The 14,670-nt window shown below is 54.8% G+C and carries 9 protein-coding genes and 3 pseudogenes; 6 read left to right on the top strand and 6 right to left on the bottom strand.

Annotated elements, in window-relative coordinates; genetic code table 11:
- Window positions 1–142 precede the first annotated feature (142 nt).
- Both UB23_RS06015 and UB23_RS29995 read left to right on the top strand, forming a co-directional pair.
- On the top strand, window positions 143–2,392 hold the full coding sequence (locus tag UB23_RS06015; protein ID WP_045058416.1) for a putative bifunctional diguanylate cyclase/phosphodiesterase: 2,250 nt from the start codon (window positions 143–145) through the stop codon (window positions 2,390–2,392).
- 304 nt (window positions 2,393–2,696) lie between these two features.
- Window positions 2,697–2,846 (top strand): annotated as a pseudogene (locus UB23_RS29995) (histone-like nucleoid-structuring protein, MvaT/MvaU family); the annotation flags it as partial.
- 62 nt (window positions 2,847–2,908) lie between these two features.
- Here the strand turns inward: UB23_RS29995 and UB23_RS06010 are convergent.
- The 3 genes from UB23_RS06010 to UB23_RS06000 all read right to left on the bottom strand — a co-directional run bounded on the left by UB23_RS06010 (window position 2,909) and on the right by UB23_RS06000 (window position 5,758).
- A complete protein-coding gene (locus UB23_RS06010) occupies window positions 2,909–3,352 on the bottom strand; it encodes a thiol-disulfide oxidoreductase DCC family protein (RefSeq protein ID WP_045058653.1) in 444 nt (147 codons plus the stop codon).
- A gap of 94 nt (window positions 3,353–3,446) precedes the next feature.
- On the bottom strand, window positions 3,447–4,535 hold the full coding sequence (locus tag UB23_RS06005) for an SDR family oxidoreductase (RefSeq protein WP_045058415.1): 1,089 nt from the start codon (window positions 4,533–4,535) through the stop codon (window positions 3,447–3,449).
- Window positions 4,536–4,747: 212 nt separating this feature from the next.
- Window positions 4,748–5,758, bottom strand: a complete 1,011-nt coding sequence (locus tag UB23_RS06000) for a zinc-dependent alcohol dehydrogenase family protein (RefSeq protein WP_045058414.1) — start codon at window positions 5,756–5,758, stop codon at window positions 4,748–4,750.
- 515 nt (window positions 5,759–6,273) lie between these two features.
- On the opposite strand from UB23_RS06000, the gene UB23_RS05995 reads away from it, so the two are divergent.
- The 4 genes and pseudogenes from UB23_RS05995 (at window position 6,274) to UB23_RS29165 (ending at window position 11,994) form a co-directional block, all read left to right on the top strand.
- Window positions 6,274–6,609 (top strand): hypothetical protein, encoded by a 336-nt coding sequence (locus UB23_RS05995; protein WP_045058413.1) that lies wholly within the window; start codon window positions 6,274–6,276, stop codon window positions 6,607–6,609.
- A 1,044-nt stretch (window positions 6,610–7,653) separates the two neighbouring features.
- Complete coding sequence (locus UB23_RS05985) at window positions 7,654–10,065, top strand: hypothetical protein (protein ID WP_152644245.1); 2,412 nt, start codon at window positions 7,654–7,656, stop codon at window positions 10,063–10,065.
- A 191-nt stretch (window positions 10,066–10,256) separates the two neighbouring features.
- Window positions 10,257–11,128, top strand: a pseudogene (locus tag UB23_RS05980) (patatin-like phospholipase family protein).
- 515 nt (window positions 11,129–11,643) lie between these two features.
- A complete protein-coding gene (locus tag UB23_RS29165; RefSeq protein WP_152644244.1) occupies window positions 11,644–11,994 on the top strand; it encodes a hypothetical protein in 351 nt (116 codons plus the stop codon).
- A 280-nt stretch (window positions 11,995–12,274) separates the two neighbouring features.
- Here the strand turns inward: UB23_RS29165 and UB23_RS05975 are convergent.
- The 3 genes and pseudogenes from UB23_RS05975 to UB23_RS05965 form a co-directional block, all read right to left on the bottom strand.
- A pseudogene (locus tag UB23_RS05975) lies at window positions 12,275–12,709 on the bottom strand (agmatine deiminase family protein); the annotation flags it as partial.
- 30 nt (window positions 12,710–12,739) lie between these two features.
- On the bottom strand, window positions 12,740–13,951 hold the full coding sequence (locus UB23_RS05970) for a type II toxin-antitoxin system HipA family toxin (protein ID WP_045058410.1): 1,212 nt from the start codon (window positions 13,949–13,951) through the stop codon (window positions 12,740–12,742).
- Complete coding sequence (locus UB23_RS05965) at window positions 13,951–14,295, bottom strand: helix-turn-helix domain-containing protein (RefSeq protein WP_045058409.1); 345 nt, start codon at window positions 14,293–14,295, stop codon at window positions 13,951–13,953. The genes UB23_RS05970 and UB23_RS05965 overlap by 1 nt, the downstream gene beginning before the upstream one ends.
- Window positions 14,296–14,670 lie beyond the last annotated feature (375 nt).

Below are 14,670 nucleotides of genomic sequence, written 5' to 3'. Positions count from 1 at the left end.
CCTCAGCGTGACGAATCAACCTTACGAGTTTCATCGCGAGCCTAGGCAGCGAGCCATCCGTCAAAGTGACGTACGGAGGTGATGGCATAGTGATATCTTGGTATCCACCAGCCTCAGTAATGGCTTGAAAGTAGGCAATCAAATGCACGATGACTTCAACACCCAAAGCTCAGACGCTATGAATCTGCTGGTGCAGGCTGCTGCCTACTCGGCAGACTGCACCAGGGGACTGCTTGTGGGTGGAGTGCCAGGGAAGTGGTCGATTATCGCCAGTTACGGCGTGCAAGAAGACCTGGTCGTCGAGGCCCCTACTGAAAGCTTTCTACGTGAGGTCGTTTCCCAAAAAGCTTTGATCGCAATCAGTGAAGCCGCAGGACAGGTCATGCCTATCTTGTTTCACCGGCTTATGTATTTCCGAGAAGGCTTTCTGATTGGCCTAGCCGTCCGTGGGGCGGACAACAGTTTGTTGGGCGTTTTGCTGGTCAGCAGTGCTGAGCCGCAACAGCGCTTGAGTGCCGCGCAAACATACGCCTTACAAACGCATGGCGCTCTTTTTAGTAAGCTGATTGAGTCAAAGGGAACCGAACCTGTCCCGGCTATTGATCCGTTGATCGAGCGCTTGAGGCTACTTGAGTCTGTGGTGGTCAATGCGAAAGACGCAATCCTGATCACTGAGGCCGAGCCCATAGATCAGCCCGGCCCGAGGATTGTTTACTGTAATCCCGCGTTCATCACCGCTACGGGTTTTAGCTCTTCAGACGTAATCGGGCTAACCCCTCGTATTCTCCATTCGGAAGATACGAGCAGAGCGACTCTCGATTCAATTCGTGCCGCATTGTCGAAGTGGGAGCCCATTGAGGTTGAGCTTATCAACGCGCGCAAAGACGGCAGCAAATTCTGGGTGCAACTGAGCATCGTTCCTGTCGCCGACGAGCGTGGGTGGTTCACCCATTGGGTTTCCGTTCAGAGGGATATCAGCGAACGCAAGGAAGCCGAGTTGCTGGCACTTCAGGCTCAGGCTGATAGAGACGCGAAGGTCGCGTTGGAGACGCGGCTGTTAGAGAGGGAGCGCATTGAAGAGGAGCTTTCATATGCAGCCTTTCACGACGATCTGACCTTGTTGCACAACCGGGCTTATCTTATGTCCAGGTTGCTGAGTATGTTCACTGCGAGCAAGCCTCACTATGTACCTGCGGCCACGGTACTTTTTCTAGACCTTGACCGATTTAAATTTGTCAACGATAGCCTTGGCCACAGCGCAGGTGATCATCTCCTGAAAGTCGTCGCGCGGCGCCTTGAAAGCTGTATCCGGGGAGACGATATCTTTGCCCGCATTGGCGGCGACGAATTTGCAATTCTACTGGCTGGGGGTGAAACGGCTCCTCTAGCCATTGAGCTCGCTCAACGCATCGTTAGCCAGCTCAGCCAGCCAGTTGCGATTGATGGCCAAGATATTTTCACGTCCTGCAGCCTGGGCATTGTCACAACTGACGCCTCACACGAAACACCTGAAGATTTGCTTAGAGACGCTGATGTAGCGATGTACGCCGCTAAGAAGAAGGGGCGTGGCCGCTGGACGATATTTGATGCCTCAATGCGAAAGGCTGCTATTGATGCACTCCTGATGCAGAACGCGCTGAAGCAAGCCATTGCGCGCGAAGAGTTTTCAGTTGTTTACCAGCCGATTTATAACGTCAAGACCGGTGAAATAAGTGGCGTCGAAGCTTTGGTCAGATGGCTACATCCAGAGCTGGGGCATGTGCCTCCAGACGTCTTCATCCCGGTAGCGGAAGATATCGGTGTCATTCATGAGTTGGGCCATTGGGTCATGCAACAAGCTTGCACAGAACTAATGCGCTGGAAGCACGAATTTCCTTCTCTACGATTGCATTTGAATGTGAACGTATCAGGTACTGAGCTCATTCGTCCTGGTTATGTAGCTCAAGTCAGCAATGTGCTGTCGACCACGGGAGTTTGCGCACACGAGCTTCAGATTGAAATTACGGAATCTGTTTTTCTTCACGAACCTGAGATGACCGCAAGCGTGCTGGAGGGGGTTCGGCAGCTAGGTATTCGCGTGGCGCTTGATGACTTCGGTACGGGCTACAGTTCCCTAGGATATATTGATCGCTACCCGCTCGATGCCATCAAAATCGACCGTTCCTTCGTTTCTAGAATGATGTCCTTCGACCGAAGTGATGCCATCATCAGAAGTATACTTTCCCTTGGCAGGACGTTGAATTTGGCTATCACAGCGGAGGGCATTGAGACGCTCGCTCAGCTCCAACGATTGAAAGAAATGGATTGCCCATTCGTGCAAGGGTATCTATTCAGCCCTCCAGTACGTGCGGAAGAATTATCTACATTGCTGCAGTCCTGGTCAGCGAGCTGAGGGATAGTAAATTGTGGTGAGCCTGTCGTAGTTGCTTATGATAACGATGCGTCCCCAACGTTTTTATGGCCATTTCGAAACTCTATATGATTCGGATGCCAACGGGCTGGGGACTAATGACGGCCCGGCTTGTTAGTGTTGATTGAAAATTGACACAAAACGGAGTGCAGAAAAACGGGCTGCGGCGATCAGAATCCGCGCCACTCGAGTCCAGTCTTGGACGGAGGACTTTATTCCAGAAGGGTTCTCACTAGCGGCGCGATTAAAATCAGAGTTGTACAAAACCTGTATATGCGGGCGAAACTCAGGCACTCGTAAGCCTCGCCAAGTAAAGTTCTATAAAAACCCTCACACAGGCAAAGTCGTCGAAACCAAAGGCGGCAATCACAAGACCTTGAAAGAATGGAAAGCAGAACACGGCTGCCCGAACGTTGAGTCCTGGCTGACCAGGTGATTTTGGTTTGAGTACAAAAGGGCCTCTATCTGCCAAAGACGATGGTAGTGATGTGTGTGCACTCATTCATGCTTCAGAAATCGACCGCGATGATCGGGAGAAGGCGATTGGCAGGAATCATATTTGCCAAATAGCCGGTAACGGTTGAGGGCGATCTTGTTGTACATCCAGTCGCGGAACGGGCCAGGGATGATTCGGGCGACTTTCAGCCAGCGCCATGGTGCAGATAAGCGATCAAAAATTCTGAACATCGCATCGGAGCGAACGTGGAATTGGTGATTAGCGATTAATACGATTGTGTTGAACTCATGCTGGGGTAGGCCGGCCCACTCCAGCAAGGCCTGACCCTCAGGAGACTGCACCGTCGCTAGCTTGATCCGATGTGCCCGGTCATGTCGGATGATGAATTTCGCCCACCCATTGCAGAGTTTGCAGGTACCATCGAATAGAACGACTGCTTCGCCTGGTGGCACTAGCCGTCCGCTTCCTGAGCGATGGGGAGCCATATTCCCTTTCAATTCACACTCCATCTGAAAACGGCCTATAGGCATTGTGTGTTGGTTGAGGATTCTCGGCCTCAAGCGATCCTTTCTATGGCGCCTACTCGATTATCCGTTCTGGAACGGCCTTAGGGATCAAGTTCATATCACGCAGTTTGTCGAACACATCGAAAAATGCCTGATCGCTCGCCTGGTAGGCGGTGAAACCCATGGCCCGGCTCTTTGACATATCCGTGACAACTTCGATGGGCCGACCCAGGTCTGCGTCGGTGTGCCATGGGGAGACCAGACGCCCAATATCGGGTTCTTTCAAACCGTGTTCCGCAACTATTTGCGTCCATACGGCTTGGTCGTCAGCCATCTGCTTCTCAAGGGGTGAGAGTGAAGCGGGATAATCGGCAGCAGGCAAGTCGAAGTATTTGGCGATCCTGCTCCACATCCATTTCCAACGAAATACATCGCCGTTAGTGACATTGAATGCCTGGTTGGCTGCAGCCGGCGTGGTGGCCGCCCACAGTTGTTGTTTCGCCAACTGCCGGGCATCCGTCATATCGGTGAGGCTGTCCCACTGCACTCTTGATCCGGGAAACACAAAAGGGCGATTGGTTTGTTTGCAAATCGAGGCGTAGACGGCGAGGGTGGTTGCCATATTCATCGCGTTCCCTACGGCAACCCCGGTGACGGTATGGGGGCGATGAACGCTCCAAGTGAAGCCGTCCTTTTCAGCGGCGGCGAAGAGTTCGTCTTCTTGGGCGTAGTAGAAATTTTCGATGTCCAGACGACCCTGCTCTTCGCGAAAAGGTGTTTGAGGAAGGCTTCCTTTGCCATACGCTTCGAACGGGCCGAGGTAGTGTTTGAGACCAGTAACCAGTGCTACATGCTCAACACTCCTGGCCGGGCGAATGGCGGCGAGTACGTTGCGTACCATGGCGGCATTGACGCGAATATTCTCGGCCTCCGTGGCTTGCCTTGACCATGTGGTAATGAATACATGAGTGGGTTTCAAATCCGCCAGCGCATGTTCCAGCGACGCCGGATCCTGAAGGTCTGCCGCGATAGGGATCATTCCGGGAGCCTGCGACGGATGTCGCGACAACGCAGCGACCTGCCACTTGTTGTCGATCAGTAACTGACTAATGGCGCTGCCAACGATGCCGCTGGCGCCCACGACCAATGCTGTCTGGGTCATACGTTTCTCCTGGATGTAGAGTTGGGAGTCCGCATAAGCAACAGAGGTTCAAACTAAACCGGATCCGCATTGGCCTCTCTTGTGTGCCAATGTGTGCCAGGCAGATCATTCGCGCCGAATAATCGCTTGGCCATCCACCATCTCCGCTGCTTCGCCCGCCGTGTCAGCTCATCTATGAAATAGGCATACGGATCATGCCCATTCATGCGTGTTTAGATATCCAGGCAAATTTTGCCGAAATGCTGGTTGGTTTCCTGATACTTGAACGCTTCGACAATCTCGCTCAAAGGGAAATGACGATCAATAATCGGGCGCATGCCATTAGCATTGATGGCTCGGACCATGTCTTGCTGCTGGCTGCGGCTACCCACCAATACACCCTGCAGACGCACTTGCTTGATCAGTGCCGGTACAAAATTCATTGCACCGCTTACGCCACTCAATATCCCGATGATGGAGATGTGACCAGCAACCCGAATTGCAATCATCGATTGCTCAAGCGTCGCAGGGCCGCCGACTTCGATGATGTGGTCAACACCGCGGCCACCCGTTAGAGCGCGTGCAGTTTCGCCCCAGTTAAGGTCTTTGCGGTAATTGATCACATGATCAGCACCTAGCGCTTTCAGACGTTCAAGTTTTTCGTCGCTTGAAGAGGTAGCAATGACGGTAGCACCGGCCATTTTAGCGAACTGCAGGGCGAATATTGAAACGCCACCAGTACCTTGGACTAGCACGGTGTCGCCCGGCTTGAGTGAGTCATCGGCCATCAGGGCGCGCCATGCAGTAAGGCCGGCGGTGGTAAGCGTCGACGCTTCAGCATGGCTGTAGCCAGTAGGCGCGAGAGTGAACGATGTGGCTTTGGCCGTCACTTGCTCACGGGCGTAGCCGTCAATGCCATCACCTGGCACGCTAACAAAGCCTTCAACCAGTGGCACACCGTTGATCCACTCCGGGAAGAAGGTGCTGACGACCGAGTCACCCACCTTGAATTCAGTGACATCTGGGCCGATAGCAATGACTTCACCGGCACCATCGGCCATGGGGATGCGTTTTTCGCTAGGGCCCCACATACCGCTGACCACCGCGAAGTCGTGGTAGTTGAGCGAGTTGGCGTGGAGGCGTACGGTGATTTCGCCACGTGCTGCGGCTCGGACTTCGCTGCTGCCAACCACAACCTTTTCATAGCCGCCACCGGGTTGGACGAAGATAGTTTTGCTGCTCATAGGGGTTTCCTTATATTTTCTAATTACGCGAAATAACGAAATTAAAATTTAAAAATTACAATTCGATAATCAGCCTAGCCGTAAAGTCATCAATCGCGTGCTGATTGCGCCTTCTTCTCGCCATGTGTTGAGCAATTCCGCGTAGAATTCGCGTCCATCTTCGGCCACCAATGCCAGCGATATAAGCTTCGCTGCCGCCGAGAGCTGGGTCAATTCGCAATCAAGAAAGAGTCGCATGCCGTCAGAACTCCGTAATGACCAGGGGTCGCCTGGATATGTCGCAGGGGATCGAAGGCCCGTTCGTGAGACGGTCACGCTTTAAGCACGTCATGCAAGTGATGCAGCTGACGGGCTTATCACGCGACTGCCGAAGGAAAGGCTTTCGCGAGCGTTAAGGGGCTCTCGGATCGAAATCGAAGTGGGGATGTGACGTCTATGCAGGTCCCCGATGACACCAGTCAGTAACAATCCTAGTAAAATTTGTCGAGCTAAGTACCACTCCTTTGAGATGTCCTATGAACTCTGAATTAACTGAAGAAGAAATGCGTCGTGCCCTGTTCGGTACGGATGAGCCCGAAGTGCAGGTTTCTGCTCCTCCGGTGCAGGAGCCTGCGCCCGAGGTTGTACTTACCAAGCCGGTTGAAGCTCCGATAGTTAAGAAAGCAGTAACGAAAGCGTTTACGCCTAGGCTTAGGGTCACGCTCCGGGTTGGTAATGAATTTGAGGGGAAGATGCACGAGTTGATTCACGAGGCCGATACGTTGAGCTCGTTGCTTGCCGAGCAAGAGGCCGTGAAGGCTGCCAGGAAGAAGTACAAGTATGTTGAAGTAGTATCGGTCAAGTCGATGTAGAGACGCTCCTAGCTTCCTAGCTTCCTAGCTTCCTAGCTTCCTAGTTTAGGCGGTTAATCGTGCCTGCGTCAGGATCATTGAGTATGGTGCCAGCAGTCGCGCTGTGACAAACCGAGTCGTTGGCGACGGTGTGCGACTTGTCGCTACGGGCTTTCATATTTGCCTATCCTCGCTCAGCTTGCTTCATGCATAGATGGTTGTTGGCTGACAATTAGCGAATCCAAGGTCCATGCGCGAGGCTAGTGAGATTGAGTTTTTCATAGGAAAATCTCTTAGATAGACCCTTTTCGGGCAGGACTTGGAGGTTCCGATTGGTGAACTGGGATTGGTTAGCGAGAACCCGGGCTTTTATGCTTAAAAGCGACGGACAAGCTTTTTACGATGCATCCAATCGACTCATGCCCGGTCGTGCTTCTCATCGGAAACTGACTGCGGTCGCTTGCGATAGTGGCCTATAGCCGCTAATAGTGAGGAGGTGCTTGGAGAGGGCGTGAAGATGATTTCGAGATTTGTTGTTGTCCCTGCAATCCCAACGGAAACGGGATCAACGCGTAAAGGAGTGCGCTTTTACTGCCAGACCGCACCAATAGGCTTCAACCTCTATGACAATGAGGAAAAGCTGCGTCTGAAGACCACCTATCAGACCCGGGAAGAAGCGGAGAGTGAGTGCCTGCGGGTTAACATGGAGCGGCTTCAGAGCGTCCTATCGGAACGGGAATCCGTGCCTGCTCTATAGGCCTTCAATCCCGCATAGTTATCAGGGGCCGGATTTCGAAACGAGTGGATCAGGAGCTGGCGGAAGCACGACTTACCTCATTCTGGCGTCGATGCTCGGTATTCAGGAGCGAACAAACTGCGTTTGCCTCCATCCTGACTTTGAACACACCATGCTTGCTAGCTGAACCTCCCTCTACAAGATCAACGACCCTGTATCGCTTACTGCCATCGTCCAGTGTGGTGTTATCCCGGCGACACCGCCATCGCCTACACTTCATAGGTCTGACTGCGTAGCAAACTCCTCTTGAAGCAGGTTCTGAACAAACCATGACCACATCAAAATTGCCCGTCCGTGCATTGATGCTGATGTTTGTATTGTTTGCGGCACTGCCGCTCCGAGCCGCCCAACTGGACCCTGGCTGGCCACGTGAAATTGTCCGGGAGGACGCGACCCTCATCTACTACCAGCCACAGATCGACGACTGGAAAGATTTCAAGGAGCTGAGCGGTCGGATGGCATTTAGCATTATCCCTCGCGGTAGCAAACCACAGCTCGGCGTGGCCGCGTTCCAGGCGCATACCGATGTGGACCTCGACAACCGCACGGCACTTTTAACCAATCCGCAATTCGCCAGCACCGCGTTTCCCGGTATGGACCCGCAAACCAGCCAAAAGCTGGATCAACTTGTGCGCACGTTTCTCAATCCACAGGCTTCAATGACCCTGTCAGTCGATCGCTTGGTGGCGAGTGTACAAAACAAAAATTCGCCGCCCGTGACAGAGGTCAAGAACGATCCGCCAGCCATCTTAGTGAGCTATGCGCCGGCGATCTTGCTGTATGTCGACGGGGAGCCGACGCTCGCACCGGTCCAGCATTCAGACCTTTCGTTCGTGGTAAATGCCAACTGGCCACTGTTCACAGACTCGGCCAGCCACCAGTACTACCTGTTCACCGGACAGTCATGGATGACCTCGACCGACCTGAAAAGCGGCTGGGTCGAAACGAAAGCGCTTCCCGCCTCGATGTCAAAAGTGCCGGCGGATCCGACGTGGGCAGATCTGAAGCCCTTTATTCCGCTACCCAAAGGGCAAAAGGCCGAGGCGCTTGGCGTGTACTACAGCAGTCCCCCTGCCGAGTTAATTGTCTTTGACGGGCCGCCGGTCTACACCGCGATACCCGGCACCCAATTGGTGGTCGCCAAGAACACTGAGAGCAATGTGTTCGTTTTTTCACCGACCCGGACGTTCTACTACCTCACCGCCGGCCGATGGTTTTCCGCTCCCGGTCCTGGCGGGCCGTGGACGTTCGCAACGAACCAGCTGCCGCCTGACTTTGCCCTGATACCGCGTGACAGCGAGGCTGCCTGGGTCCTGAGTTCCGTGCCCGGCACACCAGAGGCCGAGGATGCAGTACTGCTCGCACAGATCCCGACAACCGTTGAAGTCAACCCTGCTGCGGCGGCGAGCGCCGTCAAGGTGTCATACAGCGGCGAACCTGAGTTCCAGCCCATTGAAGGCACTGCACTCTCATACGCAACGAACACGCCGGACAAAGTGATCAAGGTCGACAATCGTTACTATGCCTGCACTCAGGGCGTGTGGTTCGACTCGTCGACACCGGCGGGACCGTGGCAAACCACGACTTCTGTGCCGCCCGCCATCTATACGATCCCACCGAGTTCGCCCGTCTACAACGTCACGTATGTCACGCAGCAAGTCATGCCTGCCGGCACGGTGCAGGCGAGTTACACGCCGGGGTATCTCGGTGTGTTCATCGCAGGCGCAGTCGTTGGCGCGATCATCGCGCAAGGGAACGGGTATTACTATCCGCCCTACATCGGTATCGGGGGCGGTCGTTATCCTTCGTATTACCCACGTCCGATGCCCTATGCCTATCACACATACAACCCTTACACGGGTGCCAGCGGCATCAGAAGAGGCACTTACGGGCCCAATGGCGGCGCGCAATGGGGGGTGTCGTACAATCCCAACACTGGCACCTACGCTCGGGGCGCTGCTGTGTCGGGGCGATACGGCAGCGCCGCTGTCGGCCAGGCCTACAATCCTTACACCGGGGCTTATGGCGCGACGCGTCAAGGCTCGAATGCTTATGGCCAGTGGGGTAGCTCCGTCGTGACGAAGGGTAACCAGTGGGCGGCGACTCAGCATCAGACGACGGCCAGAGGCTCGGTGGGGACGTACCAGAATTCGGCAGGCGGCAAGGCCATTGCCGGCACCAGTATCAATGGCCGTGCGGCGGCCGGCAAAACCGCGAGCGGCGATATGTACGCCGGACGTGACGGCAACGTCTATAAAAACACCAACGGGAACTGGCAAAAATATGATGATGGCTCCTGGTCTTCGGTGAACAAGCCCACGCCAAAAAACGCGTCACCGCCAACACAAAGCGCGCAACCAAAACGCGCTACCGCAGGAGATGCGGCCAGTTCTGCCACCAACGCGCAACCTGCAAAAAAACCGCAACAACAGCGCACCGAAGTCAATGAGGCAACCACGCAGCAGAGGGCTCGGAGCGCTCAACAACAGCGACCGGCGGCATCGAGTGCTAACAGACCGAGCGCAGGTGCTCAACAGAGTCCTGCCAGTGGCTATAACCGAGCAAATGGCCAAGCATCCATGGGTGAGTTGAATCAGGATAGGCAAAATCGACAGAGAGGTGCGGACCAGACTCGCCGCCACGTTCAGACCCAACGCGGCGGCGGTGACTTTCGCCGTTAGCGAACAATCAAACCAGGTGGCGGCTATTTGACTTCCTCGACTTCATAGTTCACGTAGCCGAACTCACTGCTGCGCGCCGCCACGTGTTTGCCGTCCTAGCGGGGGTAGAGTCGAAATCATTCTCGTAGCCAATGTCGCCAGCCCAGCTAGGCTTGTAACGTCAGAAGGGCGTTATCGACGAGGGTATGTTTATGCCAACTCTAAAAACTGCTCTTGTGCTTGCTGGTGGTGGAAGCCTCGGGGCGGTTCAGGTCGGGATGCTGCAGGCTCTGGTTGAGGCTGACGTCGTATTCGACCTGGTGGTGGGAGCGTCGGTCGGCGCCATCAACGGTGCCTACTTCGCAGCCAGACCGAATGCCAAAGGCGTGAGCGAACTCGCGGAGTTCTGGCGCAGTCTGCGTAAGTCAGATGTGTTTCCGTTCTCGGCGTTCGATACCTCAAGGGCATTCTTAATCGACGTGGGCACTTGCTGAGCGCATCCGCATTGCATCGTTTAGTGAGCAGATCACTGCCGGTCAAATTGATCGAAGACACCGTGTTACCGCTTTATATCGTCACCACCAATTTGCTCAGCGGTGCCGAAGAGCTTCTGTCCAGTGGGAGTGCTGAACAGGCTTTGCTCGCCAGCGCTGCGATTCCGCTTGTGTTTCCCAGCGTGCGAGTCGGAGAAAAGTTCCTGGTCGATGGCGGAGTCAGCAGCAATACGCCGATTGCCAGTGCGGTGGCATTGGGGGCAACACGGGTTCTGGTTCTTCCTACCGGATTCGGTTGTGCCTGCCCATGTCCGCCCAGTGGACTCGTTGCGCTAGCCTTGCACACGCTCAATTTGATGAGCATGCGTCAACTTGTGCGTGACATCGAGTTGTACCGCGACCGCGCAGCCATCCATGTCGTCCCGCCGTTGTGCCCACTGGACGCTTCAGTGTTCGACTTCAACCAGACAGACCAACTGCTGCAACGTGCTTATCAGTCAACCCAAGTCTGGGTAGAAGAGGGCGGATTGATTCGCGATGGAATACCCGATTCGCTACTCGCCCATACTCATCATTTTGGTGAAGGGTGATCTTCGCCAATCAAAAGACAGGTCTACCGATTGATGTGAAGCAGGGGGCGCATCATTTGCTCAGTGTGTTGCTGGGCATTCGAGTTTTGGCACGGCTTAATCCCGATCCCGCGTGTGTAACAGACGCCATTAGTATTGCAATGAACTGCGTAACGCATCGGATCTCACGTTTCCACACGTTCTCATCAATTACGTTTAGCAGACGTACTGAGTGCTAGCCAGTCTCCAAAGCGTCAGATATGGAAACGGAGATTCGTGACAGGGCGACCTAAGGGAAAGTGTGAGGATGGAGCGCCAACATTACTGATTTTTCAGCAAGCGGGGTTTTGTGGAAAAGCGACCGGGGATAAGTGGAAATGGACAGAGACTGGCTTCCTAAAGGTATATGGAATTTAACATAATATACATTATGCGTAACGTTGGATTGCGCGGTTAGCCCGGTTGGGCGTGGATTTCGAGGTGGCCTCTTCTCAAATGGTGGTCATTTGATCGTCGGGCTCTTGGGACCGGTTCGGATGCTTGAGATCTGGTTTGCTTGTGTTGATCTTGAAGATGATTGCACAACTGCGTTTGCGCTTCGTTGTCCTCTACCTCGACTTGGTTTGGTCGGCGCTGCATTTCTCAGTTTGAAAACCTTTTGCTTGGTGGTTCAGTTGGTGCGGTATCTCAAAGTCAAAGTCAAAAGATCGCAGCCTTCGGCAGCTCCTACGGTGTTTACGATGTTTCGCGTGATCATGATGGAGATGGATTTTTGCCCCGGCTTGCTGTTGTCGAGATTTGAGCTCGCAGTGTTGACCCGTATTGAGGACGAGACCCATGGCCTGTTTGTTGACTGGCGTTATGGTCTGTCAGCCAACTGGCATTGATGTCGATTCGTGAAAAACGCCTATTCCCTTAAGAAGCAAGAGAGTTAATTGGCCTGAGTGTGAGGTGCCTGAAGCGCTAAAACCATAATTTGGCGAGCAATCTTCCGCAAACCAGAGGTACAGCCCAGCATTCCAAGTGAACACTCGCTCTGGCTGTGATCTAGAATAAAAGACCTGCTCTATTGGACAGCTGAACGAAGGTAGAATTTAACTATACTAAATGTCTCTTTAGTTGAATTAGATTTTACCGCGTCCCAGATCACCTCCATCTCCGTCTTTGTCACACCGCAGGTTGATGGCAGGTCACGCAGTGAATCCCGCCACCACCCGCTGCAATCGCGTCAATGTTCAGCATTACCATCTCCCTGTCCGGATAAAGTCCGGACAGCAGTTCCAGTGCCTTCGCATCTGCGTTGTCGAGGTTGGCGATCACCACGCCCGGCTTGACGAAACGTGCGTAAAAATCCACGTGGGTCTCGGTGATGCCTTTGCCTTTGATGCCCGGTAGCCAGATGATTTTGCGTAAACCCAGGCGTTCGTTGAGCGCTTGTTCGACCTCGGCTTTGCTCCAGTCGGGGTTGCGGTTGGATTTGATCCAGCTGCTCTCGGCCATGATCCCGGTTCCATGGCCGTCCACTTCGATGGCACCGCCCTCTCCCACCAGTTCGCTGCGCAGATAGACAGCTTCGCTGGTTTGGGCGACAACAGCGGCCAGAATGGTTGCAAGCCAATCTGCAGGCGCCGGCTACCGCATCCGCTCGGTGCTGACCGCAGCCCGGGACATGACCAGTTCTTCGCCGCGCAGGCAGGTGGCGTAGTAGTCCTTGAGCGCTTCCTCCCAGCCAATGACTTCGTCCAGCAGGTGCTCGGCGTGTTCGCGGGTCAGGGCGAAGTGCGCGTGGTGGCTGAGCAGGTTGACGCGGCTGATCCTGGTGCCTTCGCGGCCCACCGCCATGGACAAGGTCTGGGCAGGTCCCTCATCGATAATCGGTAAAACGTCGTACATCGGTGACAGACGCCATTGCCCGCCAAGCCAGATGATCGAATGGTTGCGCGGATGATCGTCGCTGTTACCCACCAGAGCGTTGTAGCACATGCGTTTGAACAGCTCCTGCAGATCGCCGTCGGGCACGCCGCGCCGGCGCATTTCATCAGCCACCGAGGCGTAGCGCCAGTCACGGTGGTACTGCTCGTTCCATTCGGAGTCAAGCAAGGTCAGCGCGCTGAGCATCGGGATGCGTCGGGCGCCGTCGGCCAGCGGGGTGCGGTCGAAACGCTCGATCAGCAGCGTCGACGGTGATTCGGCGTGCAATGCGGTGTTGGCCACGTTCAGCCCTTTCGACGCGGCAAAGGTCATGCAGGCGTATTCGATTGCAGGGAAATCATAGAGGTCAAAACGATCGCGGGGCTTGGCCAGGATCAGCATTCCGCTGTCCTGCAAGGTGCGCTTGGGTCGTGCACCGCCCAGGGACGAGCGCTGCTGGCGGATGTTGAGCATGGCGATCGACTGCTCATCGAGCTGGCCGTCGTACACCGCTTCGCAGGCCTCGATAAACTTCCCCAGGCCTTTGAGCGTAGGCACCGGCCCTTCCCCCAATCCGGGCGCGGGCACAGTCGCAGTGCCAGCCAGGAGGTTGCCGACCCGGTCGTTGTTCGGCGACTTGAGCAGGAAATCGATAGGTGCCAGCACCTGCCCAAATGCACGCTGCAGCAGGCGCTCGCCCCAACCGTCCGGCATTGCGTCATTGACGAAGCCGGGGATGCCGCGGTTTTTGCTGATGCCGGTATAGGCTTCGGTACGCAAGGGATAGTTGATCGGATCTGGCACCCAGCCGCCGCGCTCGACGTAGTCGGGGGCATAAATGAACTCGCCGAATTTACCCTGCAGCGTCACCCGGCCCAGGGTCAGCAGTTCACCAGTGTCCGGGTGCTCCATGTAGATATAGGCACGGGACATCAGAACTCCTCCGCCTTGGTTTTCGGCAGGCGCACGCGCTTGTTGGCGATGCTCTGGTAGGCATCCGCGTCAGTGACGTAGCGAGCAACCTGCGACGTGGTTTCCACCCCGTCCAGTGACGCAAAGACCGTCTCGTTGATCCCCAGGCGCCACAGCACCAACATGAATGAGCGAAGATCGACTGACTCCGAGCCATTTTCGATCTTGCGCAGGATGTGCTCGGAGATGCCCAATGCGGATTTGAGATCAGATTGACGCAGGCCCAGAGCCAGTCGCCGGGATTTCACCAGGAGACCTATCCTGCAGAGGGTATCGCTGCAGGCAACCGGAAAAAAGTCGTTCATAACATGCACCAATTGGAGCTTTAACCTTAATAAGGTTAACCATAGCATGCTTTATAAGGTGTATTAAAAATATAAAGCGCATCGGAATCAGTATTAAACAGTCTTATGCTGGTATTGGTTAACATTATGGGCGTGCGGCACTGCTTGGAAAATTACCCCCATAGGTTCCTGGCGATCACCGCATCCTGTTGCCTTTGCTCAGCGTCGCTCTTGGAGCCTGCATGCCAGGCAACGTCTTGTGCACTTCCCGGCGGCGGTCGCAGTCTGTGTCTACTATAAAAGCCTGTGCGAGCTGACTTTCGATCACAGAACGAGAATCCCGATGACCAGGAGGATTGCAGGCATCGCCCCAAAGGCTGGATCGCCTGGCTGTCC

It is taken from the genome of Pseudomonas sp. ES3-33 (genome assembly GCF_000952175.1).
Classification (GTDB): Bacteria; Pseudomonadota; Gammaproteobacteria; order Pseudomonadales; family Pseudomonadaceae; genus Aquipseudomonas; species Aquipseudomonas gregormendelii.
The sequence above is the reverse complement of the archived record's forward strand: the minus strand, read 5'-3'. Positions and strand labels throughout refer to the sequence as shown.

Bases quoted from the DNA above. Each gene is read 5' to 3' on its own strand.
- UB23_RS05985 (WP_152644245.1), top strand. From the start codon at position 7,654: ATGACCACATCAAAATTGCCCGTCCGTGCATTGATGCTGATGTTTGTA.
- UB23_RS06005 (WP_045058415.1), bottom strand. From the start codon at position 4,535: ATGACCCAGACAGCATTGGTCGTGGGCGCCAGCGGCATCGTTGGCAGC.
- UB23_RS06015 (WP_045058416.1), top strand. From the start codon at position 143: ATGCACGATGACTTCAACACCCAAAGCTCAGACGCTATGAATCTGCTG.
- UB23_RS05970 (WP_045058410.1), bottom strand. From the start codon at position 13,951: ATGTCCCGTGCCTATATCTACATGGAGCACCCGGACACTGGTGAACTG.
- UB23_RS06000 (WP_045058414.1), bottom strand. From the start codon at position 5,758: ATGAGCAGCAAAACTATCTTCGTCCAACCCGGTGGCGGCTATGAAAAG.
- UB23_RS05965 (WP_045058409.1), bottom strand. From the start codon at position 14,295: ATGAACGACTTTTTTCCGGTTGCCTGCAGCGATACCCTCTGCAGGATA.
- UB23_RS05995 (WP_045058413.1), top strand. From the start codon at position 6,274: ATGAACTCTGAATTAACTGAAGAAGAAATGCGTCGTGCCCTGTTCGGT.
- UB23_RS29165 (WP_152644244.1), top strand. From the start codon at position 11,644: ATGCTTGAGATCTGGTTTGCTTGTGTTGATCTTGAAGATGATTGCACA.
- UB23_RS06010 (WP_045058653.1), bottom strand. From the start codon at position 3,352: ATGGCTCCCCATCGCTCAGGAAGCGGACGGCTAGTGCCACCAGGCGAA.